This is a genomic window from Streptomyces sp. 5-10, from assembly GCF_014712245.1.
GTDB lineage: Bacteria > Actinomycetota > Actinomycetes > Streptomycetales > Streptomycetaceae > Streptomyces > Streptomyces violaceusniger.
In genome coordinates, this window is the sequence record NZ_JACVYG010000015.1 from 135,278 (window position 1) to 159,481 (window position 24,204).

The following is a 24,204-nucleotide window of genomic DNA, read 5'->3' on the forward strand; positions in this document are numbered from 1 at the left end:
GCGCCAAGATCCGTCGGACACCCCGTAGCCCGGCCGACGGTCCCGGGGTCACCCCCGCGCGTGCCGGAAGCGGGCCAGCCCCTCCTGAAGGTCCACGATCGGGTCCGGGTAGTCCAGCCGGTTCCGCTCGGCCTCCGGCAGCCGCCAGGGCGTGTGGACGCCGGAGCCGGTCACCCCGGCCAGCTCCGGCACCCAGCGCCGCACATACGCGCCGTCCGGGTCGAACCGCCGCGCCTGCGCCAGCGGATTGAGGACCCGGTTCGGGCGGGTGTCGGTGCCGGTGCCCGCCGCCCACTGCCAGTTCAGCTGGTTGTTGGCCACATCCCCGTCCACCAGCAGCTCCAGGAAGTGCCGGGCGCCGATCCGCCAGTCCTGGTAGAGCGTCTTGGTGAGGAAGCTCGCCACCAGCAGCCGCGCCCGGTTGTGCATCCAGCCCTCGTGGCGCAGCTGCCGCATCCCCGCGTCCACCAGCGGATAGCCGGTGCGCCCCGCCTTCCAGGCCGCGACCTCGGCCGCGTCCGCGCGCCACCGGTCGCCCCGCGGGCGGTAGTCGGCGTGGGCGGCGTCCGGCCGGGCGGCCAGCACCTGGTGGTGGAAGTCCCGCCAGGCCAGCTGCCGTACGAAGGCGTCGGCGCCCGCGCCGCCCGCCTCCCGCGCCCGGTGCACCAGCTCCACCGGGGACAGACAGCCGAAGTGCAGATACGGGGAGAGCCGGGAGGTGGCGTCGCCCGCCAGATCGTCCTGCCGGTCGGCGTAACTCCGCAAGCCCGACCGCCACCAGGAGCGCATGCGACGGCGGCCCGCCGTCTCCCCGCCCTCGGGCAGCCCGGGGGAGGGGCTGCCGGAGGCGAGCGAGGCGACCGCCGCCACCGGCTCCGAGCGCAGCCCGGACGGCACGCTCACCGTGCGCGGCGCGCTGAGCGGCCGGCGCGGCCCGGCCCGCCGCCAGGCGCGGAAGTACGGGGTGAAGACCGCGAAGTGGTCCTTGCCCGCCGGGGCCACCTCGCCCGGCTCCACCGCCGTCACCACCGCGGCGTGCACCCGCAGCCGCCGTCCGTCCGCCTCCAGCGCCTCGCGCAGCCGCCGCTCGCGGCGGGTGGCGTAGCCGCTCACCCCGCCCGCGATGTGCACCTCGGCCGCGTCCGCCTGCCGCGCCGCCCGCAGGATCTCCGCCACCGCGTCCCCCCGGCGGACCACCAGCCGCCCGCCGCGCTCGCGCAGCCCCGCGTCGAGATCGGCCAGGGCGTCCGCGAGGAACGCCACCCGGTTGGGGACCGCGAACCCCGTCCCGGCCAGGCCGCGGTCCACGACGAACAGCGGCACGACCCGCTCGGCGGAGCGCAGCGCGCCGCGCAGCACGGGGTTGTCGGACAGCCGCAGATCGGAGGTGAAGACGGAGAGGGACGTGCTCACCCCTCTCCCTTACCCCACCCGGCCCCGCGGATCGGCGGCTTCCCGCCCCATGTCACCCGATGACGCCCGATGCCGGCTGATGACACGCGATAGCGCCCGCTCACGCCGAGGGGAACGTCAGCAGGACCAGCGGATCGCTCGTCGGGGCCTTCGACCCTCCGGCGGGCTCGACCGTCACCCCCATGGCCGACGCCTTCCCGACCGCGCCGCTCATGACCGCCGCCGTGCTCCGGCCCGAGGAGTCCATCAGACCGGCCGGGCGCATCGTGCCACCGTCGCTGAACCACAGCTGATAGATCCGACCGGCGGGCGGCTCGGGCAGCCCCGAGGCGAGGAACACCGCCTTGTTCAGCCCGCGGGAGACCACCACCGTGCCGGTCGAGCCGTCCGTCATCCGGCCGCTGCGGCTGCGCGCGTCGGGCGCGGCCAGCACCTGGGTCAGCTCCTCCGCCCGGGCCACCCGCTGCTCGGAGCGGCGGGCGGTGTCACGGGCGTCGGACGCCTGCCGGTACTGCCACACCGCGACCCCGCCGCACGCGGCGGCCGCGGCCACACAGGCCGCCAGCGCGAAGTTCATCGCCCGCCGCCCGGTGCGCCGCCGCGGGCCCGCGTGGGACTCCCGGGCCTCCCGCGCCGCCACCCGGGGCGGCTCCTGGCGGACCGTGGCGATCCGCCGCAGCACATCGTCCTTCATCGTCGGGGGCGGGGTCAGGGCCGTGGCCACCGCCAGCTTCGCGGCGGTCTCCCGCAGCTCCCGTACCTCCTGACGGCAGGCGTCACAGACCGCCAGATGCCGCTCGAACTCGGTCAACTCCCGCCCCGACAGGGCATGCACCGCGTACGCCCCGGTCAAGGTATGCAGATCCGCTCTGGTCATGCGCCGACCCCCATGCAGTCCCGGAGCCGGATGAGCCCGTCCCGGAGTCTGGTCTTCACGGTCCCGAGCGGCAGCGACAGCAGCTCCGCCACCTCACGGTAGGAGCGGCCCCGGTAGTAGGCGAGCGTCACCGACTGCCGCTGCAGCTCGGTCAGCGTCCGCATGCACCGGCGCACCTGCTCGCGCTCGAGCCTGGCCTCCACCTGCTCGGTCACCTCGTCGAACGCCGGGGTGCGGGACAGCAGCGCGGCGCGCTCCTCGCGGTCGGAGGCGGCCTGCGCCGAGCGCACCCGGTCCACGGCGCGCCGGTGCGCCACCGTCAGGATCCACGACATGGCGCTGCCCCGGCCCGGTTCGAACCGCGCCGCGGACCGCCACACCTCGACCAGGACCTCCTGGGTGACCTCCTCGGCCTGGGCCGGGTCGCGCAGCAGACTGCGCGTCAGCCCCAGGACCGGCCCGCTGACGGCGTCGTAGAGGGCTCCGAACGCGTTCTGGTCCCCCCGGGCCACCATCTGGAGCAACTCTTCGAGGTCCGGTCCGCGCGCGGCGGGTCCGCCGATGTACACGGGTTCTCTCACGGGCCGTCCTTCCGGGAACGATGCGGCGCACACGCAAGGTGTCGTACCTCATTCGTCGCCCGGACGGGTGCGGATTGGTCAAGGTGCTCCGAACACGTCAAGGTGCTCCGAACACATCACGCGCCGGCGGTCGTCACGGTGTGCCGTACGCACGCGCGAGGCCGCCGGCGGTCCGCTCGACCGCGGCGGCCTCGGCGCCCGGCGTCAGCCGGTGGTGAGGGTGAGCCCGTAGGTCGTCAGGATCGGGTTCACCGGCTGGTAGTACGTCGTGCCGCCGACGGTGCAGTTCCCGGAGCCGCCGGAGGTGACGCCCTGCGCCTCGCTGCCCGAGATGAACGAGCCGCCGGAGTCGCCCGGCTCGGCGCAGACGTTGGTGCGGGTGACCCCCCTGACCGTGCCCTGCGGGTACTGCACGCTGGTGTCGTGCTGCTGGATGGTGCCGCAGTGCCAGCCGGTCGTCGAGCCGGAGCGGCAGACGGACGAGCCCACCGGCGCTTCCTGGGAGCCGGTGACGGTGACGTTGGTGCCCTCGGGGCCGATCACCCACGGCTGCGGGACCCAGTCGGCGTTGGTGGCCACCCATGCGTAGTCGTTGCCGGGGAAGCTGGAGCCCTGGAAGGTGCCCTGCGCCACCCGGTTGAAGCCGGCGGTGGTGTCGCCCTGGCTGCCGCAGTGGCCGGCGGTGACGAAGCCGTTCTGCTGGGCCTTGGTCACCGAGAAGCCGATCGAGCAGCGGGCGGCGTCGTTGATGTAGAACGCCTCGCCACCGCGCAGGTCGTACAGCGGGCTCGGCCGTTCGGCCGACTCCACGACCCGTACCACCTCGCGGTCCGCGCCGCTCGCGGCGACGAAGGCGGCCGCCTCGGTGGGTTCGGCCGACTGCACCACGACGCTGTTGGTCTTGACGTCCACGTACCAGGCGGAGGCGACATCGGCGGCCGGGGGGCGCTCGGAGGCGGTGCGGTCCAGGGCCTCCTTGGCGTCGACGAGGGCCTTGAGGCTGTGCTTGACGACGGCGGCCTTGGCGCCGCCGGCCGTGATGAGGGCGCTCTGCTCCTCGTCGGTGGTGGCCACGGTGAGTTCGGCGGTGTTGCCGGACACCCACGCGCCGCCGTAGGAGCTGCCCAGGCTCTTGCGCAGCCCCGGTTCGGCCTCTCCGGCCCTGTACTCGTTGGATATCCGCATCCGCGCCTCATCGGCCGTCAGACCCAGATCGCGCTGCATCGAGGCCAGCATCTCGGGGGGCACCTCCCTCCGGGGGCGGGGGGAGGGTTCACCGGGGTCGGCCACCGCGGGTATGCCGCTCCCCAGGAAGAGGGCGGCTATCGCGACGGTGCAACCGGCGGCCAGCTCAAGGCCGTGACGGCGTCTGCGGGACATCTTCTGTCTCCTCGGCTAGGCGTATGGTCACGCTATGTGCCCATCTGGACGCCAAGCGTAATTGTCGGGGACGTGCCTCGCTCGGTGGGCCGCATCCGCCCCGCGTGGGGATACGGGTCCGCCCCGCCGCGAGGGGCGCGACGGGGCGGAACGCGGAGCTCTGGGGGCTCAGCCGTTGAAGGTCTCGGGGTCGAAGCCCAGGCGGACGCCGGTCTCGAGGGAGTCGATCGCCGCCAGGTCCTCGGAGTCCAGCTGGAAGTCGAAGACGTCGATGTTCTCCTTGATCCGCGACGGGGTCACGGACTTGGGAATCACCACATTGCCGAGGTCCAGGTGCCAGCGCAGCACCACCTGGGCCGGGGACTTCCCGTGCTTCTCGCCGATCGCCGCCAGCTTCGGGTCCTCCAGCAGGCCCTTGCCCTGGCCGAGCGGGGACCACGCCTCGGTGGCGATGTCATGGCGGGCGTTGAAGGCGCGCAGCTCCGCCTGCGGCAGCTGCGGGTGCAGCTCGATCTGGTCGATCACCGGGACGATCGAGGTCTCGGAGAGCAGCCGCTGGATGTGGGCGGGGTGGAAGTTGGAGACGCCGATGGCCTTGGCGCGGCCCTCGGAGTAGATCTTCTCGAACGCCTTCCAGGTGTCCACGTACTTGTCGACCCCGGGCAGCGGCCAGTGGATCAGGTAGAGATCCACGTACTCCAGGCCCAGCTTGGTCAGCGAGGCGTCGAAGGCGCGCAGCGTCGAGTCGTACCCCTGCTGGCGGTTGTGGAGCTTGGTGGTGATGAACAGCTCGTCGCGCGCGATGCCCGACGCGGCGAGCCCCTTCCCCGTGCCCTCCTCGTTGCCGTATATCGCGGCGGTGTCGATGCTGCGGTACCCGGCGTCCAGTGCGTTGCGCACCGCGACCTGCGCCTCGTCGTCCGGGATCTGCCAGACACCGAAGCCGAGCTGCGGCATCCGTACGCCGTTGTTGAGCGTGATGAAGGGGACCTTGCTCACGAGCAGTCGATCCTTACGTCGGGTGTGGATTTACGTCCGAGACATACAACGATCAACGGCCTGCCGTCATTCCCGCGGACCGGCTACCAGGGTCGCCCGCGCAGGATCAGCACGCCGTCCCCGTCCCGCCCGAGCCGTTCCGCCGCCCGCCGGGCGGCCGCCGCCAGCGTGGGCGCCTCGCCCAACAGACCGTAGAGCCCGCCCGCGAAGGCTGCCGACGCCGCGCCGTCCAGCGGTCCCCGGTGGGCGACCACCACCTCGGCCGCCCCGGCGAAGAGTCCGGCCAGCGGCGCGCCGTCGGAGCAGCCGAGCACCACCCCGGGCAGCCGGGCGCCGGTCAGCCGGCGGTAGACGGCCAGCAGCTCGGCCAGGCGCGCGGCCGGTGTGTGGTGGGCCCGTCCGTCGCCGTCCTCGAAGACCAGCGTGCGCCCCTCGCGGCGGCAGACCAGATGCAGCACATCCGGGCGTACGGTGAGGATCCTTCGCAGATCGGTGGCGGCCGCGGCGGGGCACCGGTCCACCGTCAGGACGCCCCGGGCCGCCCGCTGGACCGCCGCTAACTCCTGGCCACCCGGGGCGGCGCCGGTCACCAGCACCCGCCGGACCCCGCCCCCGCCCGGCCGCCCCCGTAAGGCGGCGCGGAACACCGCGTTGTGCGGATAGGAGACGCAGGCGGCGGCCAGGACCCGCAACCTGCCGTCCGCGACCCGGCCCGCGGCGACCGCCCCGGCCACCGCGGACCAGAACTCCCCGGCGGTCGTGGCGGCCGCCGGCGTGTGCTCGGCGGGGAAGCCCGCTCTGCGCAGCAGCGCCACGGCGGACGGGCCGGGCGGGAAGACCCGCGTCAACTCCCCGAGCTCCTCGGTCGTCAGCGCCGGATGCCCGTCGCCGTCCTGGCCGTCCACCGTGTTCCGTCGCTCCTCGCCTGTGCTCGTACCGCTCTGTGCGCCGATTCCGCCTCTACTGACGTTCCGTCCCTAATGACGTTCCGTCCCTAATGAAGCGCGGCCAGGCGCAGTGGTTCCTCGAGCTCCTCCCGGAAGCGGTGCAGGGTGTGCCCCTCGCGCACCGTGGCGCCCACCGCGACCGCCGCCCGGCTCACCGCCCCGCGTGGTGCCCGCACCACCATGGCCAGCCGGTACGTCCCGCCGATGCGCACCGCGGAGGTGTGCCGGATCTCCCAGCCGGGGTCGGAGCGCAGCTCCCGCCGCGCCTCCAGGCAGACCCGCTCGCCGAGGGCGGTGCCGCCACCGTCCTGGAACCCGAGCCGCGGGCCGAGGTGGGCCGCCGGCGCCGGTGCCGTCACCTCGGTGGTGAGCTGGCGCGGGGTCATGGACCAGGCCACCGGCTGGAAGACCGTGGTGCCCCGCCGCACCGGTTCCGCCGTGAGGCTGAGATCGAGGTTGACCGAGTGCAGGGCGGGGTCCGGCGCGTCCCGGGCGCAGGTCACCGACAGGTGCACCAGGTGGTAGACGGCGTTGTCCGCCTCGGTACGAAGGAATTCCAGCAGCTCCGGATCCGGTCCGACGAGGTCGGCCGTGACCGGTAAGGCCACCGGCCCGCCCAGGACCACCCGCCCGGCCAGCCTCGGGCCGCTGGGCTGGGGTGTCTCCTCGGACAGCAGGGCCAGTTCGCGTTCGGGAAGTTCGGGGAGAATGACGTCGATCATTTCGTGCCCCCTTCGCGGCTCAGGAGTGGTACAGCGCCTCGACCTCGACGGCGTACGCCTGTTCGATGGCCTTTCGCTTCAGTTTCAGCGACGGCGTCAGCAGACCATGCTCCTCGGAGAACTGCGCGGCAAGTATCCGGAAGGTACGAATCGACTCCGCCTGGGAAACGGTGGTGTTCGCCGCGACCACCGCACGCCGGATCTCGGTCTCCAGATCGGGGTCCCGGACCAGTTCGCCCGGCGGCAGCTCCGGTTTGCCGCGCATCGTCAGCCAGTGCGCGACCGCCTCCGAGTCGAGGGTGACCAGCGCCGCGACATACGGGCGGTCGTTGCCCACCACGATGCACTGGGCCACCAGCGGATGCGCCCGTACCCGCTCCTCCAGGCCCGCCGGGGAGACCGACTTGCCGCTGGAGGTCACCAGGATCTCCTTCTTCCGCCCGGTGATGGTGAGATAGCCGTCGTCGTCCAGCGTGCCCAGATCGCCGGTGGCCAGCCAGCCGTCGCGCAGCACCGCGTCGGTCGCCTTGGGATCGCCGAGGTAGCCCTCGAAGACCTGGCCGCCGCGCACCCACACCTCCCCGTCGTCGGCGAGGTGGACCGTGGTGCCGGGAATCGGCACGCCGACCGTGCCGAAGCGGGTCTGTTCCGGAGGGTTGGCGGTGGCGGCGGCGGTGGACTCGGTGAGGCCGTAGCCCTCGTAGATGGTCACGCCCGCGCCCGCGAAGAACAGTCCGAGCCGCCGCTCCATGCCCGAACCGCCCGACATCGCGTGCCGCACCCGGCCGCCCATCGCGGCGCGCACCTTGCCGTAGACGGCCTTCTCGAAGAACTGGTGCTGCACCCGCAGCCCGGCGCCCGGGCCCGGTCCGGTGCCGAACGCCTTGGCCTCCTGCGCCTCCGCGTACCGCACCGCCACGTCCACGGCCTTCTCGAACACCCCCAGCTTGCCCTCCGCCTCGGCCTTGCGGCGCGCCGCCGCGAACACCTTCTCGAAGATGTACGGCACCGCGAGGATGAAGGTCGGCCGGAAGGTCTTCAGATCGGGCAGCAGCGCGGCGGCCGAGAGTTTGGGCTGGTGCCCGAGCTTGACCTTGCCGCGGATGGCGGCGACCTCCACCATCCGGCCGAAGACATGGGCGAGCGGGAGGAAGAGCAGGGTGGCGGCCTCGTCGCCGCGCTTGGAGTGGAAGGCCTCCTCGTACCGCTCGACGATGTTGTCGCATTCCGCCATCAGATTGGCGTGGGTGATCACACAGCCCTTGGGGCGGCCGGTGGTGCCCGAGGTGTAGATGATGGTCGCGGGCTGATCGGGGGTCACGGCCAGCCGGTGCCGTTCCACCAGATCGTCCTCGACGGACTCCCCGGCCGCCAGCAGCTCGTCCAGCGCCCCCGCGTCCAGCTGCCACAGCTGCCTCAGATGCGGCAGCCGGCCGACCACCGAGCCGACCGTCATCGCGTGGTCCTCGTGCTCCACGACACAGGCGGAGACCCCCGCGTCATGCAGCATCCAGCAGACCTGCTCGGCGGAGGAGGTGGGGTACAGCGGAACGCTCTGGGCGCCGATGCTCCACAGCGCGAAGTCGAAGAGCGTCCACTCATAGCGGGTGGGACACATGATGGCGACGCGGTCGCCGAATCGGACCCCACGGGCCAGCAGGCCCTTGGCGAGCGCCGTCACCTCGTCCCGGAACTGGCCCGCGGTCACGTCCCGCCAGCCACCGTCCGCCGTTTTGCGCGCCAGTGCAACCCGGAGGGGGTCGGAGTCCGCATGGTCGAAGACGGCATCCGCCAGTCCTCCGGCCTGAGGCGGCGTCGCCAACGGGGGGACGGTGAACTCGCGCAATACCTGCTCCTTGAATGCTCCTTGAAGCCGCTGGGCACAGCGCCGCGACCGTACCCGATCCGGCCCCCGATGCGGGAGAGGTGTTTTGTGCCCGGAACGTACGGAATGCCGGGCGGACAGTGAGGTGAAAGGGTATTAATCAGGCATTGGCGAGGGCGGATTGCGTGGAGTCTGGCCCTATGCGCCGCGTGTGTGGCTTATATGTAACGGCCTTCTGCACGAAATCTCTCCGATCGTGGCACCGGGCCCGCCAGGATCGCGGCGGCGAGTCGCTCCGCGGCGGCGTGCGGGGCGCCCTCGTGCCGATGCTTTCCGTACAGCAGTACGAAATCCACCGGGCCGAGGTCCGGCAGCCCCGCCCGTTCGGGGACCGGCGCCAGGCCCGGCGGAATCAGACCATGGGTGTGGGCCATCACCCCGAGCCCGGCGCGGGCCGCCGCGACCAGGCCGTTGAGACTGCCACTGGTGCATACGATCCGCCATGACCTGCCGTGTCGCTCCAGCACATCCAGCGCGCGGGTCCGGGTGAGCCCGGGCGGCGGGAAGACGATCAGGGGGAGCGGGCGGTCCGGATCCAGCCGCAGCCGCTCGGCGCCGATCCACACCAGCCGGTCCCGCCACACCAGCTGCCCGCCCGGCCGGTCCTCGGACCGCTTGGCCAGCACCAGATCCAGCTTGCCCGCCTCCAGCCGCTCGTGCAGCGTGCCCGAGAGCTCGACGGTGAGCTCCAGGTCCACCTCGGGGTGGTCGCGGCGGAACCCCTCCAGGATCTCCGGCAGCCGCGTCACCACGAAGTCCTCCGAGGCGCCGAAGCGCAGCCGGCCGCGCAGCCGGGTGCCCCGGAACCAGCTCGCCGCCCGCTCGTTCGCCTCCAGGATGGAGCGGGCGAACCCCAGCATCGCCTCGCCGTCCTCGGTCAGCTCCACCCCGTGGGTGTCGCGGGCGAACAGCTGCCGCCCCACGGCCGCCTCCAGCTTGCGCACCTGCTGGCTCACGGTGGACTGGCGCACCCCGAGGCGGTCGGCGGCCTGGGTGAAGCTGAGGGTCTGGGACACCGCGAGGAACGTCCGGAGCTGGGCGGGGTCGTACATGGCGGCCACTGTACGCCCGGGTCATCACGGAAGGCGATGGCAGTCAGAGCGGTATGCGGGATTCCCGATGGCCTTGATCGGGAGCACTATGGAACGGGCCCCGTCCGTGTCCACGCCAGGCCGGAAATGAGCGAGAAGCCAGGCTGGCAAGAGTGAGAAGCCAGGCCGGCAAGAGTGAGAAGTCCGGTCAGAAAGACCGAGAAGCCAGGCCGGAAAGAGCGAGAAAGAGAACGAATGCCGCACCGCCCGCACGTCCGCAAGATCGCCCTTCCCGCCCTTCCCTCCTGGCTCCCCCTGGACGGTTTCATCCTCGGACTCATCGGAACCGTGGCGCTCGCCGTGCTGCTCCCGGTCAGCGGCCGGGCCGCCACCATCACCGACGGGGCCACCACGGTCGCGGTCGCCTTCCTCTTCTTCCTCTACGGCGCCCGGCTCTCCACCCGTGAGGCGCTGGACGGGGTGCGCCACTGGCGGCTCCATCTGACCGTGCTGGTGTGCACCTTCGTCATCTTCCCGGCCCTCGGCCTGGCCGCGCGCGGCCTGGTGCCGTACGTGCTGACGCATCCCCTCTACACCGGGCTGCTCTTCCTGTGCCTGGTGCCCTCCACGGTCCAGTCCTCCATCGCCTTCACCTCGATCGCCCGGGGCAATGTGGCCGCCGCGATCTGCGCGGGCTCCTTCTCCAGCCTGCTCGGTGTGGTGGTCACCCCGGTGCTGGTCGCGCTGTTGCTGGGCGGCAGCGGAGGCGGCTTCTCGGCCGACTCGATGATCAAGATCGCGCTTCAGCTGCTGGCCCCCTTCCTCGCCGGTCAGCTGCTGCGCCGCTGGATCGGCGGCTTCATCTCGCGCCATCGGGTGGTGCTGCGGCTGGTGGACCGGGGCTCGGTGCTGCTCGTGGTCTACGCGGCGTTCAGCGAGGGCATGAACCGGGGCATCTGGCACCAGGTGACCCCGGCCCGGCTGGCGATCCTGCTCGGCGTCGAGGCGGTCCTGCTCACGGTGATGCTCACGCTCACCTCGTACGGCTCGCGGAAGCTGGGCTTCGTCCGCGAGGACCGGATCACGATCGTGTTCGCGGGGTCGAAGAAGAGCCTGGCCGCCGGGCTGCCGATGGCGAGCGTGCTCTTCGGCGCCCAGGCGAGCCTGGCGGTGCTGCCGCTGATGCTCTTCCATCAGATGCAGCTGATGGTCTGCGCGGTGCTGGCCCGCCGCTTCGCGGCGCGGGCGCCGGAGGCGGCGGTGACGGGAGCCGAGAACCGGTCCAACCCGTCCGGGGCTCAGGCCGATACGGACAGCGCGGACGACGCCGCGCTGACCCGCGTCTGACATCAGCTGGTGGCGGCCGGGTTTCCGGCGGCCTGGTCGGCCTTTCCGGTGGTCTGGTCGCCCTTTCCGGTGGTCTGGTCGGCTTTTCCGGTGGTCTGGTCGTCGGCGGTCTGGTCCTCGGCAGGCGGCAGCGGCTTGCGGGCGATGAGGGACGCCTGCGGGGTGGGTTCCCAGCGCTCCGGTTCCCGGAAGGTCCGGGCGTGGACCGGCAGTCCGGCCCCGGCCAGCAACTCGGCGATCCGGTCCGGCTGCCACCGGCGGAAGGTCAGCGACACCTCATGACCGAACGCCTCCGTGTAGACCCGCTGCTCATCGCCCACCTGGAAGCCGACCAGCGCGTATCCACCGGGCGCCAGCACCCGGTGGAACTCGGCGAACACATCCGGCAGCCGCTCCTGCGGGATGTGGATCGTGGAGTACCACGCCACCACGGCGGCGAGGGTGCCGTCCGGGATGTCCAGGGCCAGCATCGACCCCTCCTCGAACCGCAGCCCGGGGTGCTCCCGCCGGGCCAGCTCCACCATCCGCGGCGACAGGTCGATCCCGTACACCGACAGCCCCAGACCGTGGAGGTGCGCGGTCACCCGGCCCGGCCCGCAGCCCACATCGGCCACGGGTCCGCCCCCGGCGTTCCGCAGCAGCTCGGCGAACCCGGCGAGCACCGCCCGTTCCAGCGTCTGGGCCGCCAGTTCATCGCGGAAACGCTCGTCGTAGTCGAGGGCCATGGCGTCGTAGGACGCCCGGGTGGAGTTGAGGAAGTCGACTTCGGTCACGGCCGCACACCTTAGCGGGACGCACCGCGGATCCTTCCCCTCCCCGCCCCTTCCCGCCACCAAGGGCTCCGCACCTGGACCCCGGGGGTCTGGAGTGGGGAGCGGGGTAGCTCGCTGCCAAGGTGTCAAGGTTCGTCGGATGGCCCTGGGGGCGCGTGGCCCTTTCCTGGGGTGTCGATGTGTGGCTCCGCCGCGTGGCAGGGGTTTCGCCTGTGGGTCCTGGGGGCCCGTTGGGCGCCCCTGGGCGTGGGGTAGCTCCTTTTCTGGGGTGTCGATGTGTGGCTCCGCCGCGTGGCAGGGGTTTCGCCTGTGGGTCCTGGGGGCCCGTTGGGCGCCCCTGGGCGTGGGGTAGCTCCTTTTCTGGGGTGTCGATGTGTGGCTCCGCCGCGTGGCAGGGGTTTCGCCTGTGGGTCCTGGGGGCCCGTTGGGCGCCCCTGGGCGTGGGGTAGCTCCTTTTCTGGGGTGTCGATGTGTGGCTCCGCCGCGTGGCAGGGGTTTCGCCTGTGGGTCCTGGGGGCCCGTTGGGCGCCCCTGGGCGTGGGGTAGCTCCTTTTCTGGGGTGTCGATGTGTGGCTCCGCCGCGTGGCAGGGGTTTCGCCTGTGGGTCCTGGGGGCCCGTTGGGCGCCCCTGGGCGTGGGGTAGCTCCTTTTCTGGGGTGTCGATGTGTGGCTCCGCCGCGTGGCAGGGGTTTCGCCTCGGGGCTCCGGGATCTGGGGCGGAGCCCCACGCCTGGCCCCGGGGTCTGGGGCGGAGCCCCAGTTGTGGGAAGGGGCGGGGAGGGGAAACAGCCCGCCACGGGCCTCGTTGTCAGACCGCTCTGCNCAGCCCGCCACGGGCCTCGTTGTCAGACCGCTCTGCGAGGCTTCGGACATGACGACACTCACACTGCAGCTGACGATCGACTGTGCCGAGCCCCGCCGGATGGTGGCCTTCTGGTCCGAGGCCCTGGGCTATGTGCCCGAGCCCCCGCCCGGTGGCCACGCCACCTGGCGGGAGTACTGGGCGGACATGGGGGTGCCCGCGGAGGAGCTGCCCCCCGGGGTCGGGGAGACCCCGGAGTCCATCGTGGATCCGGAGGGGCAGGGGCCGCGGGTGTGGTTCCAGCAGGTCCCGGAGTCCAAGGCCACCAAGAACCGGCTGCATCTCGATCTGAAGGTGGGCGGTGGGCGGGATGTGCCCCTCGCGGTCCGCACCGAGCGCGTCACCGCGACCGTGGACCGGCTGAAGGAGGCCGGAGCCACGGTCCTGCGGATCATGGACGAGCCGGGGATGGAGTACTACGCGGTGGTGCTCCAGGACCCGGAGGGCAATGAGTTCTGTGTTGTCTAGTTTGTGGCGTGACTAGTCGTGGGGTGACCGCACGCGGTCGAGGGGGAGGCGGACGAGGACGCCGGAACGGGGGTCGTCGAGCGGGGCGTTGAACTCACGGACGCGGCGCAGCTCGGTGTCGGACAGGGCGCGGGCGTACAGCCGGAACTCATCGAGATCGCCCGTCATATGGGAGCGGCTGTCCACGGCCTGGCCGAGGTGGAGGCCGAAGGGCGCGGTGCGGCTCACGGTGCCCGGGGCGTCGGGGGCGGTGACCGCGGTGCCGCCGTCCACGGTGAGGGAGAGCCGTCCGCCGCTGCGCACCAGGGCGAGGTGGTGCCACTGCCCGTCGTTGTACGCGGCGTCGGTGGACACCGAGGCGCTGGTGAACGTGGCGAAGCCGTTGACCGTGGTCATCAGCGCCCGGATCCGGTTGCTCCCGGGCTCACCCCGCAGCCAGACCTGCGGCTGTTTGTTGCCGATGCCGCCCATCCACAGGAACGGATGCTGCCCGGAGGCGGCCGAGTAGCGGAACCACAGGCTCACGGTGAAGTCGCGGGTGCCCAGCGGCAGGGCGTTCCGGTACGGGACCCGTACGGCGTCGTCCGTGCCGTCGAAGGACAGCGCGTCGCCGAAGCGGCCGTCGTCGCGGGTGGCCGCGCCGCCGAGCACGGTCGCGGACCGGGCGCCGGGCGCGCGGTCGTCGGTGGTGGGGGAGGGCGCCTGGCGGGAGCCCAGCCAGTCCTCGGTGAAGCGGGCGAAGCGGATCTCGTCACGGGCGTCCACCGCACCGCCCTCGTACAGCAGCCCCACCGTGTCGCGGGAGATCGCGACCATGTCGGAGTAGCCGGACCAGTCGGTGGTGACGACCTTGCCGCGATCGACACCGTCCCAGGTGCGGGCCTCGTCCCAGGAGGAGCGGACCATCATGGTGCGGCGGCGGTCGGGGTCGGCGGGGGCGGAGAAGAGCAGCCGGCTGTAGCCGTCGCGGGCCGGGTCGCGCAGCCGCAGGATCGAGCCCTGCACCTGGGGGGTGGGCAGATCGGGGATGGTGCGGAAGGGCGCGGTGAAGCTCTGGCCGCCGTCCCGGCTGATGGCGTAGTCGCGGTGGCCGAGATCGGTGCCGTCCTGCTCCCGGCCGCTGACGTAGATCGAGCCGTCGGCGCGCTCCACCAGCGTCATCTCGGACGGTTTCTGGCGGAAGGTGCCGTCCTCCGCGAGCGGGTAGCTGTCCACCGCGCCGATGCGCCAGCGGTCGCCGCCGTCGTCGCTGTAGGCGAGCGCGGCGTGGTTGTCGGTGATGCGGCCGCCGCTGTAGCTCTCGGTGTTGAGGGTGAAGACCAGTCGGCCCTTGTGGTGGCCGCGCTGGAGCTGGATGCCGTGGACGGGGCCGGTGGCGTACCAGGAGTTCCACTGGGCCGGCATCAGCGAGGAGCTCAGATCGCGCGGGGCCGACCAGGTGGCGCCGTTGTCGTCGCTGTACTGCAGGTGCGGGGAGCGGTCACAGGGGACGTCGCAGCTCTGGGCGTCGTCGCGGCCGGTGTTGTAGGTGCTGGCGAGCACGATGCGGCCGGTGCGCTGGTCCACGATGGGCGCGGGGTTGCCGTGGGTGTCACCGGCGCCCTCGTTGACCACCTGGAGCGGGCCCCAGCTGCGGCCGCCGTCGGTGGAGCGCTTGAGGACCAGATCGATGTCCCCGGCGTCACCGCAGTTGTCGACCCGGCCCTCGGCGAAGGCGAGCAGGGTGCCGTCCTTGGCCTTGACGATCGCCGGGATCCGGAAGCAGGAGTACCCCTGTTCCTGGGCAGACTTGAAGAGGACCTGTTGTTCGAAGCCGGAGTCGGCGCGGGCCGCGGACGCGGAGGAATCCGTGTCCGCGGCCCGTACCGGAAGCGGGATCAGGGCCAGCGCCGCGGCGGTGAGCAGCACGGAGGCGCGGCGCCGCCACGGTCTGGTACGGGAGTGGGGTGGTCTGTTGCGGGGACGTGTGCGGAGAACTGACGCCATGGTCACGGCCTGCCCTTCAGACTGCCTCGTTGAGGCATCGGCATCTGGACATCGAGGCCGTCGGGCATCACGCCAGGAGGCATCATGCCGTCAGGACATCAAGACATCCCATGTCTCACACATGACTGCGGCTGAAAGTGTCTCGTCCCCCGGTCGCCCGGGACAAGGACCGTGCGTCATATCCTCGTGACGCTAAGCCAGTTGAGGTGAGGGCGGGGCGCGAGGGGAACGGCGCCCGCCCCCGGACGGCGCCCGGCCCTCGGACAGCGCCCGGCCCTCGGACGGCGCCCCGCCTCCGGATGGCGTTCGCCTCCGGACGGCGCCCGGTCCTCGGATGGCGCCCCGCCTCCGGATGGCGCCTCGCCTCGGTCAGCCCATGGCCGTCTGGCCCGCCGTGATGACCCGGTCCAGCAGTGACCGGGACAGCTCGAGCTCCTCGATGGCCGAGGTCATCCGCTCCCGCTCGGCGCGCAGTTCGCCCAGCAGATCCGGGCAGGTGGGCACGAGGTGCTCACCGTCGTCGCGGAGACAGGGCAGGACCTGGGAGATGGTCGCCGTTGACAGCCCGGCCGCCAGCAGCGCGCGGATGCGCCGCACCACCGCCACATCGGACGCGCGGTACGCGCGATAGCCGCTGGGCAGCCGCTCGGGCCGGAGGAGGCCCTGCTGTTCGTAGTAGCGCAGCAGCCGTTCGCTCACCCCGGTGCGGCGGGACAGCTCGCCGATCCGCATGGGCCTCCTCCTCGCGGCTATAACTCTCCGAACCCTCCCATGCGTGTCAGAGTTTACGGCCTCCGATCCCCTCGCACAGCACGCGGTCGATGAGGCCCTGAAGGGCCCCCTCGGCCCGGAGTATCTGCTCGTCATCGGCGGTCTTGCCGCTGGAGCTGATGGTCACCGAGCGCCGCCCGCCCTCGGTGAAGCCGGTGCGCACCGTGGCCCCTTCGAGGTCGCCGCCGTGGCCCCAGCGGTAGCCGCCGCAGCTGAGCGGCTGCCGTATCATCCCGAGCCCGTACTGGGCGTGTGGGAAGGCCACCTCGAAGTCCGGTCCGACGGGGACGGTCCGGCGCATCTCGGCCAGCTGCGCCGGGGGCAGCAGACGGCCGCTCAGCAGTGCGGTGTAGAACCGGTCAAGATCGCGGTCGGTGCTGATGAGGGAACCGGCCGCGCCGCCCCAGGAGACGTTCCGCAGCGTGGTGTCCGTCCAGCCGTCGGAGCCGGGGAAGCGCTGATACGTATGGGCGTACGGGGCCTTGATCCGTGGATCGTCCCCGGGCTCATAGGTGCCGGTCAGCCCCAGCGGGCGGATGATGCGGTCGCGGACCTCCTCGGGCCATGCGCGTCCGGTGACCTTCTGGATGATCATTCCGGCGAGGACATAGCCGGGGTTGGAGTAGTTCCAGTCGGGCTTCGGGTCATCGGCCGGGGCGGGCGGGAAGTCGGGCCGGTGCTTCACCGCCCCGGCGACCACCCGCTCGGGGGAGACATGGTCGAACCGGGTCCGCTCGAAGTCCGCCGCCGAGTCGCCCGTGTCGTCGCTGTAGGCGTAGTTGTGGATGCCGCTGGTGTGCTGGAGCAGATTCCTGACGGTGATCCGGCGGCCGTCGTTGCCATTGCCGCTCACCACACCCGGCAGCCACCTGTCCACCGGGTCGCTCAGCGAGAGCCGCCCCTCGGCGACGAGTTGGAGGACGACGGTGGCCACGAAGGACTTGGTGACGCTCGCGGCCCGGTAGTGCGCCCCGTACGGCATGGGACGGCCGGTGTCGCGCTCCGCCTCACCCGCGCGGGCGTGGATCCGGCGGTGGCCGTCGCGCACCTCCACGGTGAGGCCGATGAACCCGGCGTCCTCCAGCGTCCGGGCCACCGCGCGCCGCAACTCGGCCTCGGTGAGCCGGTGGCCGGCGGAGGTGGTGGAGTCGGCGGAGGCGGCGGAGTCGGGGCTGGCTTTGGGGGCCGTGGTGGTGGCGGCCGCCGGAACCGCGGCCGCACCGCCGAGGAGGGCGGCGGTGACGGCGGCGGCCGTGACGAGGCGTAAACGAGGGCGCTTCGTGGGTGCGTTCATGTCTCACCAGCTTCCGGGGACGGTGGTGCCCCGGCCATGCGGCAAGCCCCCGGGTTCGGGTGGGGACAGCCCCATGGCCGGGCTCCTTTCGGGTTCCGGCTGGGCTCCGGCCGGGCGCTCGGGGCCTCGGTCCAGGTCCGGCCGCCGATCCGGTCAGGCCGACGAGCCGCTGTCCACCACGAGGTCCGTGCCAACCACGGCGCCCGCCGCCGGTGAGGCGAGGTAGAGCACGGCCGCCGCGATCTCGTCCGCCTCGGCCACCCGGCCCAGCGGAGTCTCGCGCTTCGCCCGCTCGGCGCGGTCGGCCTCGGTCTCACCCGGCAGCAGCGACATGGGGCCGTCGGAGGCGCCCGGGCTGACCGCGTTGATCCGGATCCCCTGGTGGATGTGGTCGAGCGCGGCGATCCGGGTCAGCGTGGCGACCGCCGCCTTGGAGGTGCTGTAGGCGCCGAGGCCCGATACCCGCAGATGGGCGCCGAGGTTGGAGGAGACATTGACGATCGCCCCGCCGCCGTGCTCCTTCATGTGCGCGATCTGGTGCTTCATGGCCAGCCAGACACCGGTGACATTGGTGCGCAGCACCGCCTCCCAGTCCTCCTCGCTGATCTCGCCGACGGGCCCCTTGCCGCGCAGTATCCCGGCGTTGTTGACGGCGATGTCCAGTCCGCCGAAGCGGGTGACGGCGGCGTGCACCAGCTCCCGCAGCTGTCCGGAGTCGGTCACATCGGCGGTCACGGCGGCGGCCCGGCCATCGGCGGCCTCGATGAGGCGGACCGTCTCGGCCAGGGTGGACGCGGTGCGGCCCGCGGCCACCACGGAGGCGCCTTCGGCGGCGAAGGCGAGCGCGATGGCACGGCCGAGGCCGGTGCCCGCTCCGGTGACGAGGGCGGTCTTTCCGGTGAAGCGGTTCACTGCGTGGCTCCTTGAGGAAGAGAGGAGGGACGGGACGGACGGCTCCGCTGGACGCGGAGGTTCAGGGCGGCGACGAGGGCGAGCGCGGCCCCCGTCGCGGCGAGGGAGACGGCATCGCTGCCGAAGGTGAGCACGATGGCGAAGACCACGGTCGGGCCGAGCTCCATCGCGGTGTTCAGCACCCCGCCCGCGAGCCCGGTCCGCTCATGCGGCACCCCGTGGGTGGTGAGCACGGCGGCCCCGGCGAAGGCGGCGGCGGCCCCGGCGGGCAGCAGCACCAGCCCCGGCAGCAGCGCGGAGGCGTACGGGGTATGCGGGTCGAGCCCGGTGAGGGCGAGCAGCACCAGCCCGGCCCCCGCCGTGGCCAGCCCGGCGGCGGTGACGACGCGGGGGCCGAAGCGGGCTATCAGGGGCCCGGCCGCCCGGCCCGAGGTGAGCAGGGCGAGGGCGAACGGCACAAAGGCGGCCGAGGTCCGCAGCGGCGACCAGTCCCGGTCCTGCTGGAGATGGAGCGAGAGGGTCACAAAGGTCATCGCGGTCGCGCAGGCGCTGAACGCGATGGCCGCGAGGGCGAGCGCCCGCCGCCGGTCCCGCAGGAAGCGGGGCGGCAGCAGCGGATCGCCCGCCCGGCGCTCGGCGCACCAGAACGCGAGGAGCAGCGCGGCCCCGATGAGCAGGGGCACCAGCACCCCGGCCGACGACCAGGGCAGGGCGTCGGTGACCACGAGCCCATAGCTGGCGAGCGTGATCCCGGCCGTGGCCAGCAGCGCGCCCGGCAGATCGAGCGCCCGGCCCCGGCTCGGCGCTGTGTCCGGCAGCAGGCGGGGCGCGAGGACGAGGGCGGCCACGGCCACCGCCAGCGGTACGGCGAAGCTCCAGCGCCAGGACAACAGCTCGGCTATCACGCCGGAGAGCAGATTGCCCGCGGTCGCGCCGAGCACGGAGAGCCCGCCCCAGGTGGCCATCGCCTTGCCGTAGGCGGTGGGAGCGGGGAAGACGGCGCGCAGCACGCCCATGGCGGCGGGCGCTATCAGGGCCGCCCCCGTGCCCTGGGCGAACCGGGCCGCGAGCAGGGTCCCGATACCGGGGGCGAACGGGGCGGCGGCCGAGGCGGCGGCGAAGAGGACGAGCCCGGCGGTGAGGGCCCGCCGCCCGCCGTAGCGGTCGGCGAGGCGCCCGCCGAAGAGCAGCAGCCCGGCGAAGGTCAGCCCATAGGCGGCGCTGAGCAGAATCAGATCGGCCCGCTCCAGACCGAAGGCGCGGCCGATCTCGGGCAGCGGCACGGCGATCGCGGCGAGCGTGAAGATCAGGGTTATCTGGACGGAGCCGAGCAGGGCGAAGGCCCGGCGATGGTGGGTCGTGGTGGTGGGGTCGGTGTCGGTTTCTGTGTCTGTGTCGCACGGGGCGTCGGTGACGGTCATCGCTCCCCCAATATTTGACCGATCGTTTTAATATGAAGGCATGCGTATGGGCTCTGTGTGACTCCCGTGATCGTGATGTGGTGCGGCTCCGGGCCGATGAGCGGTGGAGAGGTGACAGGTGAGACGTGGAGGTGGCGGGAGGTGGGCCCAAAAGGTTCAGACCATGGAGATCAGTCCAGCAATGCCAGCGCCTGCTCCGCCGCGTCCCGCACCCGGGCCGGGTCGTCCGACGCCTTACCGACCACCCGCAGCCCCTGCAGCAGCACGAACAGCATCCGCGCCAGCGCACGGGGGTCGCGGTCCTCGGGGAGCTCCCCCTGGGCCTGGGCCCGTATCAGCGCGGAGTACAGCGGAGTCTCCACGCGGTCCCAGCTGAGCTCCACCCGGCGGGCCGCCGCCGGGTCGTGCGGGGCCAGCTCGGTCGCGGTGTTGGTCACCAGACAGCCGGCCAGCCGCATCTCCGGGGAGGCGGCCTCCTCGGCGAAGCGGCGCACCACCGCCCGCACCGCGGGCAGCGCCGGACCGGGCTGGGACAGCTCGGCCAGCAGGGACGGGTCGCGCGTCTCCGCATAGCGGTCCATGGCCTTCAGGTACAGCTCGTGCTTGCTGCCGAAGGTCGCGTAGATGCTGGCGCGGCCGATGCCGAGATGGTCGACGAGGTCCGCCATCGAGGTCGCTTCGTAGCCGCGCTGCCAGAACAGCTCGAGAGCCGACTGCAGGGCGGCCTCTGGATCGAATTCCTTCGTTCTGGCCATGACCCAACCGTAGCACCTAACCAGAACGAGCGGTCAAGAACACTTTCGAGTGAAGACCCGGACGCGGAACGTATGTGCGGGACCGCGAGGCAACGGGGCCACGGAGCAGCGGAGCTACCGGGCCCGGTAGGGGCCGGCCGACGCAGGGGGCGCTCCCCGTCGGCCGGCCCGCCAACCCGTGCAGCGGGCGGACCGCTCCTCAGGCCCCGCCGACCGCTGTCCGCAGGGCGAGCCGCTGCTCGCCCGCGTACACGTTCATCGAGGTGCCGCGGAGGAAGCCGACCAGGGTCAGCCCCGTCTCCGCCGCCAGATCCACCGCCAGCGAGGAGGGCGCCGACACCGCCGCCAGCACCGGGATCCCCGCCATCACGGCCTTCTGCGCCAGTTCGAAGGAGGCGCGCCCCGAGACCATCAGTACCGTCCCCGACAGCGGCAGCAGGCCCTGCTGGAGCGCCCGCCCCACCAGCTTGTCCACCGCGTTGTGCCGCCCCACGTCCTCCCGCAGGTCCAGCAGCTCACCGTCCGGGCTGAACAGCGCCGCCGCGTGCAGACCGCCGGTCCGGTCGAAGACGCGCTGCGCCGCGCGGAGCCGGTCCGGGAGCACGGCGAGCGTCTCCGGCTCGATCCGGACGGCAGAACCCCCGGCGTCCTCGAGGTCGTCCGCCAGCGGCCAGCGCGCGGTCGTCCGCACCGCGTCCAGGCTGGCCTTGCCGCACAGACCGCAGGACGAGGTCGTGTAGACATTGCGCTCGAGGGTGATGTCCGGGACCGGCACGCCCGGCGCCAGGCTCACATCCACCACGTTGTAGGTGTTGGGTCTGTCCTGGGTGGCGCCCGCGCAGTAGACGATGTTCGCCAGCTCGTCCGCGCGCCCGAGGACGCCCTCGCTCACCAGGAACCCGGCGGCGAGGGCGAAGTCGTCGCCCGGAGTGCGCATGGTGATGGCCAGCGGTTTGCCGTTCAGCCGGATCTCCAGCGGCTCCTCCGCCACGAGGGTGTCCGGCCGGGTGCTGACCGCCCCGTCCCGGATGCGGATGACGCGGCGTCGCTCGGTGACCCGTCCCATGTCGATCAGTCCCGGTTCTGTGCGTGGTTCTGTACGTGCTGGTACCCGAAACGGCCCTTGATGCACAGGTTCCCGTGCGTGACGGGGTTGTCGTGCGGCGAGGTGACCTTCACGATCTCATTCTCCTGCACGTGGAGGGTGAGATTGCAGCCCACACCACAGTAGGCGCACACCGTGGTCGTCTCCGTCTGGGCCGCCTCGTCCCACGTCCCGGCCGCCCGCATGTCGAACTCCGTCTTGAAGCTCAGCGCGCCGGTCGGGCACACCTCGATGCAGTTGCCGCAGTAGACACACGCGGAGTCGGTGAGGGGCGCGTCGTGCTCGGTGGAGATCCGGGCGTCGAAGCCGCGGCCCGCGACCGCGATCGCGAAGGTGTTCTGCCACTGCTCACCGCAGGCGTCCACGCACTTGTAGCAGAGGATGCATTTGTCGTAGTCGCGGACGTACAGGTCGTTGTCGACCTTGGGCTCCTCGTCCACCCGGGCCGCGTCCGCGCCGAAGCGGTCCGGCTCGGCCCCGTACTCCTCGATCCACTCGGCGGCGCGCGGGGTCGTGGACAGATCGGTGGAGGAGGCCAGCAGCTCCAGGACGACCTTACGGCTGTGCCGGGCCCGCTCGGTGTCCGTGCGCACCTCCATGCCCTGCTCCACCCGGCGGGAGCAGGCGGGGGCGAGGGTGCGGGCGCCCTCCACCTCCACCACGCACACCCGGCAGGCGTTCTTCGGAGTGAGCGTGTCGCCCTGGCACAGGGTCGGGATGTCCTTGCCCGCGGCGCGGCACGCGTCCAGCAGGGTGCTGCCCTCCGGGGCGCGGACCGGCTCGCCGTCCAGGGTGAGGTCGACCAGTCGGCGCGGGGGTCGCAGCGGTATCGCGGTCACTTGAAGGCTCCCAGGCGGTCGATGGCGGACTCCACGGCGTTCCAGGCGGTCTGGCCCAGACCGCAGATCGAGGCGTCCCGCATGGCCTGGCCGACCTCGCGCAGCAGCGCGATGTCCCCGGCCGCGGCGGCGCCCGTACGGTCCTTGAGCCGGTGCAGCGCCTCCTCCTGCCGTACGGTGCCCACCCGGCAGGGGACGCACTGGCCGCAGGACTCGTCGCGGAAGAACTCCGCGATGCGCAGCAGGATGCGCGGCAGCTCGACGCCCTCGTCCAGCACCAGCACCACCCCCGAGCCGAGCGTGGTGCCCGCGGCGCGCGTGCCCTCGAAGGTCAGTGGCACATCCAGCTCGTCGGGGCGTACGAAACCGCCCGCGGCCCCGCCGAGCAGCACCGCGCGCAGGGTCTCGGGCGGCCCCGCGAGCTCCAGCAGCTCCCGCAGCGTCGCCCCGAACGGCAGCTCGTAGACGCCGGGCCGGGCGACCGTGCCGGAGACGCAGAACAGCTTGGTGCCGGTCGAGGTGCCGGTGCCGGTACGCGCATACGCCTGCGCGCCCTCGATCAGAATCGGCAACACATTGACCAGGGTCTCCACGTTGTTGACCGCGGTCGGCTTGCCGAACAGCCCCTTTTCGACCGGGAACGGCGGTTTGCTGCGCGGTTCACCGCGCCGCCCCTCGATCGAGTTGAAGATCGCGGTCTCCTCGCCGCAGATGTACGCGCCGGCGCCGCGCCGGATCTCGATGTCGAACGCGAACCCCTGGCCCATGACGTCCTTACCGAGGAAGCCACGGGCCCGGGCCCGGTCGATGGCGGTGCGCAGCCGGCGCAGCGCCCGGGGGTACTCGCCGCGCAGATACAGATAGCCGCGGTGGGCCCCGGTGGCGTAGCCCGCGACGGTCATGGCCTCGATGAGGGCGTAGGGATCGCCCTCCATCAGGACCCGGTCCTTGAAGGTGCCCGGTTCGCTCTCGTCGGCGTTGCAGACCAGATAGTGCGGATGGTCGGGCTGCTGAGCGGTGGCCGACCACTTCCGGCCGGTCGGGAACGCGGCCCCGCCCCGCCCGACCAGACCCGCCTCGGTCACCTCCCGGATCACCCCGGCGGGCCCGAGCGCGAACGCGCGCCGCAGGGCCGCGTATCCGCCGTGGGCGCGGTAGTCGTCCAGCGACCCCGGGTCCACCACCCCGACCCGGCGCAGCAGCACCAGGCCCTCGGCGCCGGCCTGGGGGACCGCGGCCACCGCGGGCGGCTCGGCCGCCGCCTCGTGCGGCGCCGACGCCGCGTCGGCGACCGCCTCGGCGGTGGCGGGGGCGACGACCGCGGCCCGCGGGGCCTCGCCCGCGCGGAGCGCCAGGGCCGCCGGGGCGCGCTCGCACAGGCCCAGGCACGGGCTGGGCTGCCAGACGGCCCCGGACCCCGCCGAGCCCGCCGGGCCCACGTCCCGTTCGAGCTCCGCGCACACCTGGGCGGAGCCCCGGGCCGCGCACGCCAGGTCCGTACAGACGTGGACGACGGTCGCCGGACGGGGTTTCACCGCGAACATCGCGTAGAAGGTCGCCACCCCGTAGCCCTCCGCCGGAGGGACCGTCAGCCGGCGGCACAGATAGTCCAGGCCGCCCTCGCTGATCCAGCCCACCCGGTCGTTGAGGGCGTGCAGCCCGGGCAACAGCAGATCGCGCCGCTCCCGTGCCTCGCGGCCGCCGCGCGCCCAGCGCAGATCCGTGTCCGTACGGTCGTCCGCGCCCTCCCAGGCGGACTCGGGCGGGCCGAGCAGCGCGTCGACCGCCGCCCGCTCCTCGTCCGTGGGCTTGCTGTCACCGAACCGCAGATCCACG

At 72.5% G+C, this 24,204-nt stretch carries 21 protein-coding genes; 2 read left to right on the forward strand and 19 right to left on the reverse strand.

The window, feature by feature from the left end; all coding sequences use genetic code 11:
- Window positions 1-48: 48 nt before the first annotated feature.
- The 9 genes from IEJ02_RS19305 to IEJ02_RS19345 form a co-directional block, all read right to left on the reverse strand.
- The gene (locus IEJ02_RS19305; protein ID WP_191066014.1) at window positions 49-1,413 is read right to left on the reverse strand and encodes a cryptochrome/photolyase family protein; all 1,365 of its coding nucleotides are present in this window, start codon (window positions 1,411-1,413) and stop codon (window positions 49-51) included.
- A 100-nt stretch (window positions 1,414-1,513) separates the two neighbouring features.
- Window positions 1,514-2,290 carry an anti-sigma factor gene (locus IEJ02_RS19310; protein ID WP_137980098.1) on the reverse strand — a complete coding sequence of 259 codons (777 nt, stop codon included), beginning with the start codon at window positions 2,288-2,290 and terminating at the stop codon, window positions 1,514-1,516.
- The gene (locus IEJ02_RS19315) at window positions 2,287-2,871 is read right to left on the reverse strand and encodes a sigma-70 family RNA polymerase sigma factor (RefSeq protein WP_137980099.1); all 585 of its coding nucleotides are present in this window, start codon (window positions 2,869-2,871) and stop codon (window positions 2,287-2,289) included. The genes IEJ02_RS19310 and IEJ02_RS19315 overlap by 4 nt, the downstream gene beginning before the upstream one ends.
- Before the next feature lie 204 nt (window positions 2,872-3,075).
- Entirely contained in the window at window positions 3,076-4,251 is a 1,176-nt protein-coding gene (locus IEJ02_RS19320) for a S1 family peptidase (RefSeq protein WP_191066015.1), read from the reverse strand.
- 168 nt (window positions 4,252-4,419) lie between these two features.
- Window positions 4,420-5,250, reverse strand: a complete 831-nt coding sequence (locus IEJ02_RS19325) for an aldo/keto reductase (protein ID WP_275560268.1) — start codon at window positions 5,248-5,250, stop codon at window positions 4,420-4,422.
- A gap of 83 nt (window positions 5,251-5,333) precedes the next feature.
- Window positions 5,334-6,155 (reverse strand): effector-associated domain EAD1-containing protein, encoded by an 822-nt coding sequence (locus IEJ02_RS19330; RefSeq protein ID WP_191066016.1) that lies wholly within the window; start codon window positions 6,153-6,155, stop codon window positions 5,334-5,336.
- A gap of 89 nt (window positions 6,156-6,244) precedes the next feature.
- Complete coding sequence (locus tag IEJ02_RS19335) at window positions 6,245-6,919, reverse strand: hypothetical protein (protein ID WP_191066017.1); 675 nt, start codon at window positions 6,917-6,919, stop codon at window positions 6,245-6,247.
- A 19-nt stretch (window positions 6,920-6,938) separates the two neighbouring features.
- A complete protein-coding gene (locus IEJ02_RS19340; protein WP_191066018.1) occupies window positions 6,939-8,765 on the reverse strand; it encodes an AMP-dependent synthetase/ligase in 1,827 nt (608 codons plus the stop codon).
- A gap of 197 nt (window positions 8,766-8,962) precedes the next feature.
- Window positions 8,963-9,856: a LysR substrate-binding domain-containing protein gene (locus IEJ02_RS19345; protein ID WP_191066019.1), complete on the reverse strand. Its 894-nt coding sequence runs from the start codon at window positions 9,854-9,856 to the stop codon at window positions 8,963-8,965.
- 234 nt (window positions 9,857-10,090) lie between these two features.
- Here IEJ02_RS19345 and IEJ02_RS19350 point away from each other — a divergent pair, with 234 nt between their 5' ends.
- Complete coding sequence (locus IEJ02_RS19350) at window positions 10,091-11,182, forward strand: bile acid:sodium symporter family protein (RefSeq protein WP_191066020.1); 1,092 nt, start codon at window positions 10,091-10,093, stop codon at window positions 11,180-11,182.
- Between the two features lie 2 nt (window positions 11,183-11,184).
- On the opposite strand, the gene IEJ02_RS19355 is transcribed toward IEJ02_RS19350, so the two are convergent.
- A complete protein-coding gene (locus tag IEJ02_RS19355; RefSeq protein ID WP_317985844.1) occupies window positions 11,185-11,955 on the reverse strand; it encodes a class I SAM-dependent DNA methyltransferase in 771 nt (256 codons plus the stop codon).
- A gap of 871 nt (window positions 11,956-12,826) precedes the next feature.
- Here IEJ02_RS19355 and IEJ02_RS19360 point away from each other — a divergent pair.
- Entirely contained in the window at window positions 12,827-13,285 is a 459-nt protein-coding gene (locus IEJ02_RS19360; protein WP_191066021.1) for a VOC family protein, read from the forward strand.
- Between the two features lie 12 nt (window positions 13,286-13,297).
- Here IEJ02_RS19360 and IEJ02_RS19365 read toward each other — a convergent pair whose 3' ends face one another.
- The 9 genes from IEJ02_RS19365 to IEJ02_RS19405 all read right to left on the reverse strand — a co-directional run bounded on the left by IEJ02_RS19365 (window position 13,298) and on the right by IEJ02_RS19405 (window position 24,203).
- Window positions 13,298-15,271 carry a sialidase family protein gene (locus tag IEJ02_RS19365; RefSeq protein ID WP_223864070.1) on the reverse strand — a complete coding sequence of 658 codons (1,974 nt, stop codon included), beginning with the start codon at window positions 15,269-15,271 and terminating at the stop codon, window positions 13,298-13,300.
- A gap of 369 nt (window positions 15,272-15,640) precedes the next feature.
- Window positions 15,641-16,003 carry a MerR family transcriptional regulator gene (locus tag IEJ02_RS19370; RefSeq protein WP_191066022.1) on the reverse strand — a complete coding sequence of 121 codons (363 nt, stop codon included), beginning with the start codon at window positions 16,001-16,003 and terminating at the stop codon, window positions 15,641-15,643.
- A gap of 46 nt (window positions 16,004-16,049) precedes the next feature.
- Window positions 16,050-17,336, reverse strand: a complete 1,287-nt coding sequence (locus tag IEJ02_RS19375) for a serine hydrolase domain-containing protein (protein WP_191066023.1) — start codon at window positions 17,334-17,336, stop codon at window positions 16,050-16,052.
- Window positions 17,337-17,489: 153 nt separating this feature from the next.
- A complete protein-coding gene (locus IEJ02_RS19380; protein ID WP_191066024.1) occupies window positions 17,490-18,248 on the reverse strand; it encodes an SDR family NAD(P)-dependent oxidoreductase in 759 nt (252 codons plus the stop codon).
- On the reverse strand, window positions 18,245-19,669 hold the full coding sequence (locus IEJ02_RS19385) for an MFS transporter (RefSeq protein ID WP_191066025.1): 1,425 nt from the start codon (window positions 19,667-19,669) through the stop codon (window positions 18,245-18,247). The genes IEJ02_RS19380 and IEJ02_RS19385 overlap by 4 nt, the downstream gene beginning before the upstream one ends.
- Before the next feature lie 170 nt (window positions 19,670-19,839).
- Window positions 19,840-20,424, reverse strand: a complete 585-nt coding sequence (locus IEJ02_RS19390) for a TetR/AcrR family transcriptional regulator (RefSeq protein WP_191066026.1) — start codon at window positions 20,422-20,424, stop codon at window positions 19,840-19,842.
- A gap of 199 nt (window positions 20,425-20,623) precedes the next feature.
- A complete protein-coding gene (gene fdhD, locus IEJ02_RS19395) occupies window positions 20,624-21,490 on the reverse strand; it encodes a formate dehydrogenase accessory sulfurtransferase FdhD (protein ID WP_191066027.1) in 867 nt (288 codons plus the stop codon).
- A gap of 5 nt (window positions 21,491-21,495) precedes the next feature.
- Window positions 21,496-22,368 (reverse strand): 2Fe-2S iron-sulfur cluster-binding protein, encoded by an 873-nt coding sequence (locus IEJ02_RS19400; RefSeq protein WP_191066028.1) that lies wholly within the window; start codon window positions 22,366-22,368, stop codon window positions 21,496-21,498.
- Window positions 22,365-24,203 (reverse strand): NADH-ubiquinone oxidoreductase-F iron-sulfur binding region domain-containing protein, encoded by a 1,839-nt coding sequence (locus IEJ02_RS19405; protein WP_191066029.1) that lies wholly within the window; start codon window positions 24,201-24,203, stop codon window positions 22,365-22,367. The genes IEJ02_RS19400 and IEJ02_RS19405 overlap by 4 nt, the downstream gene beginning before the upstream one ends.
- Window position 24,204: the final 1 nt, after the last annotated feature.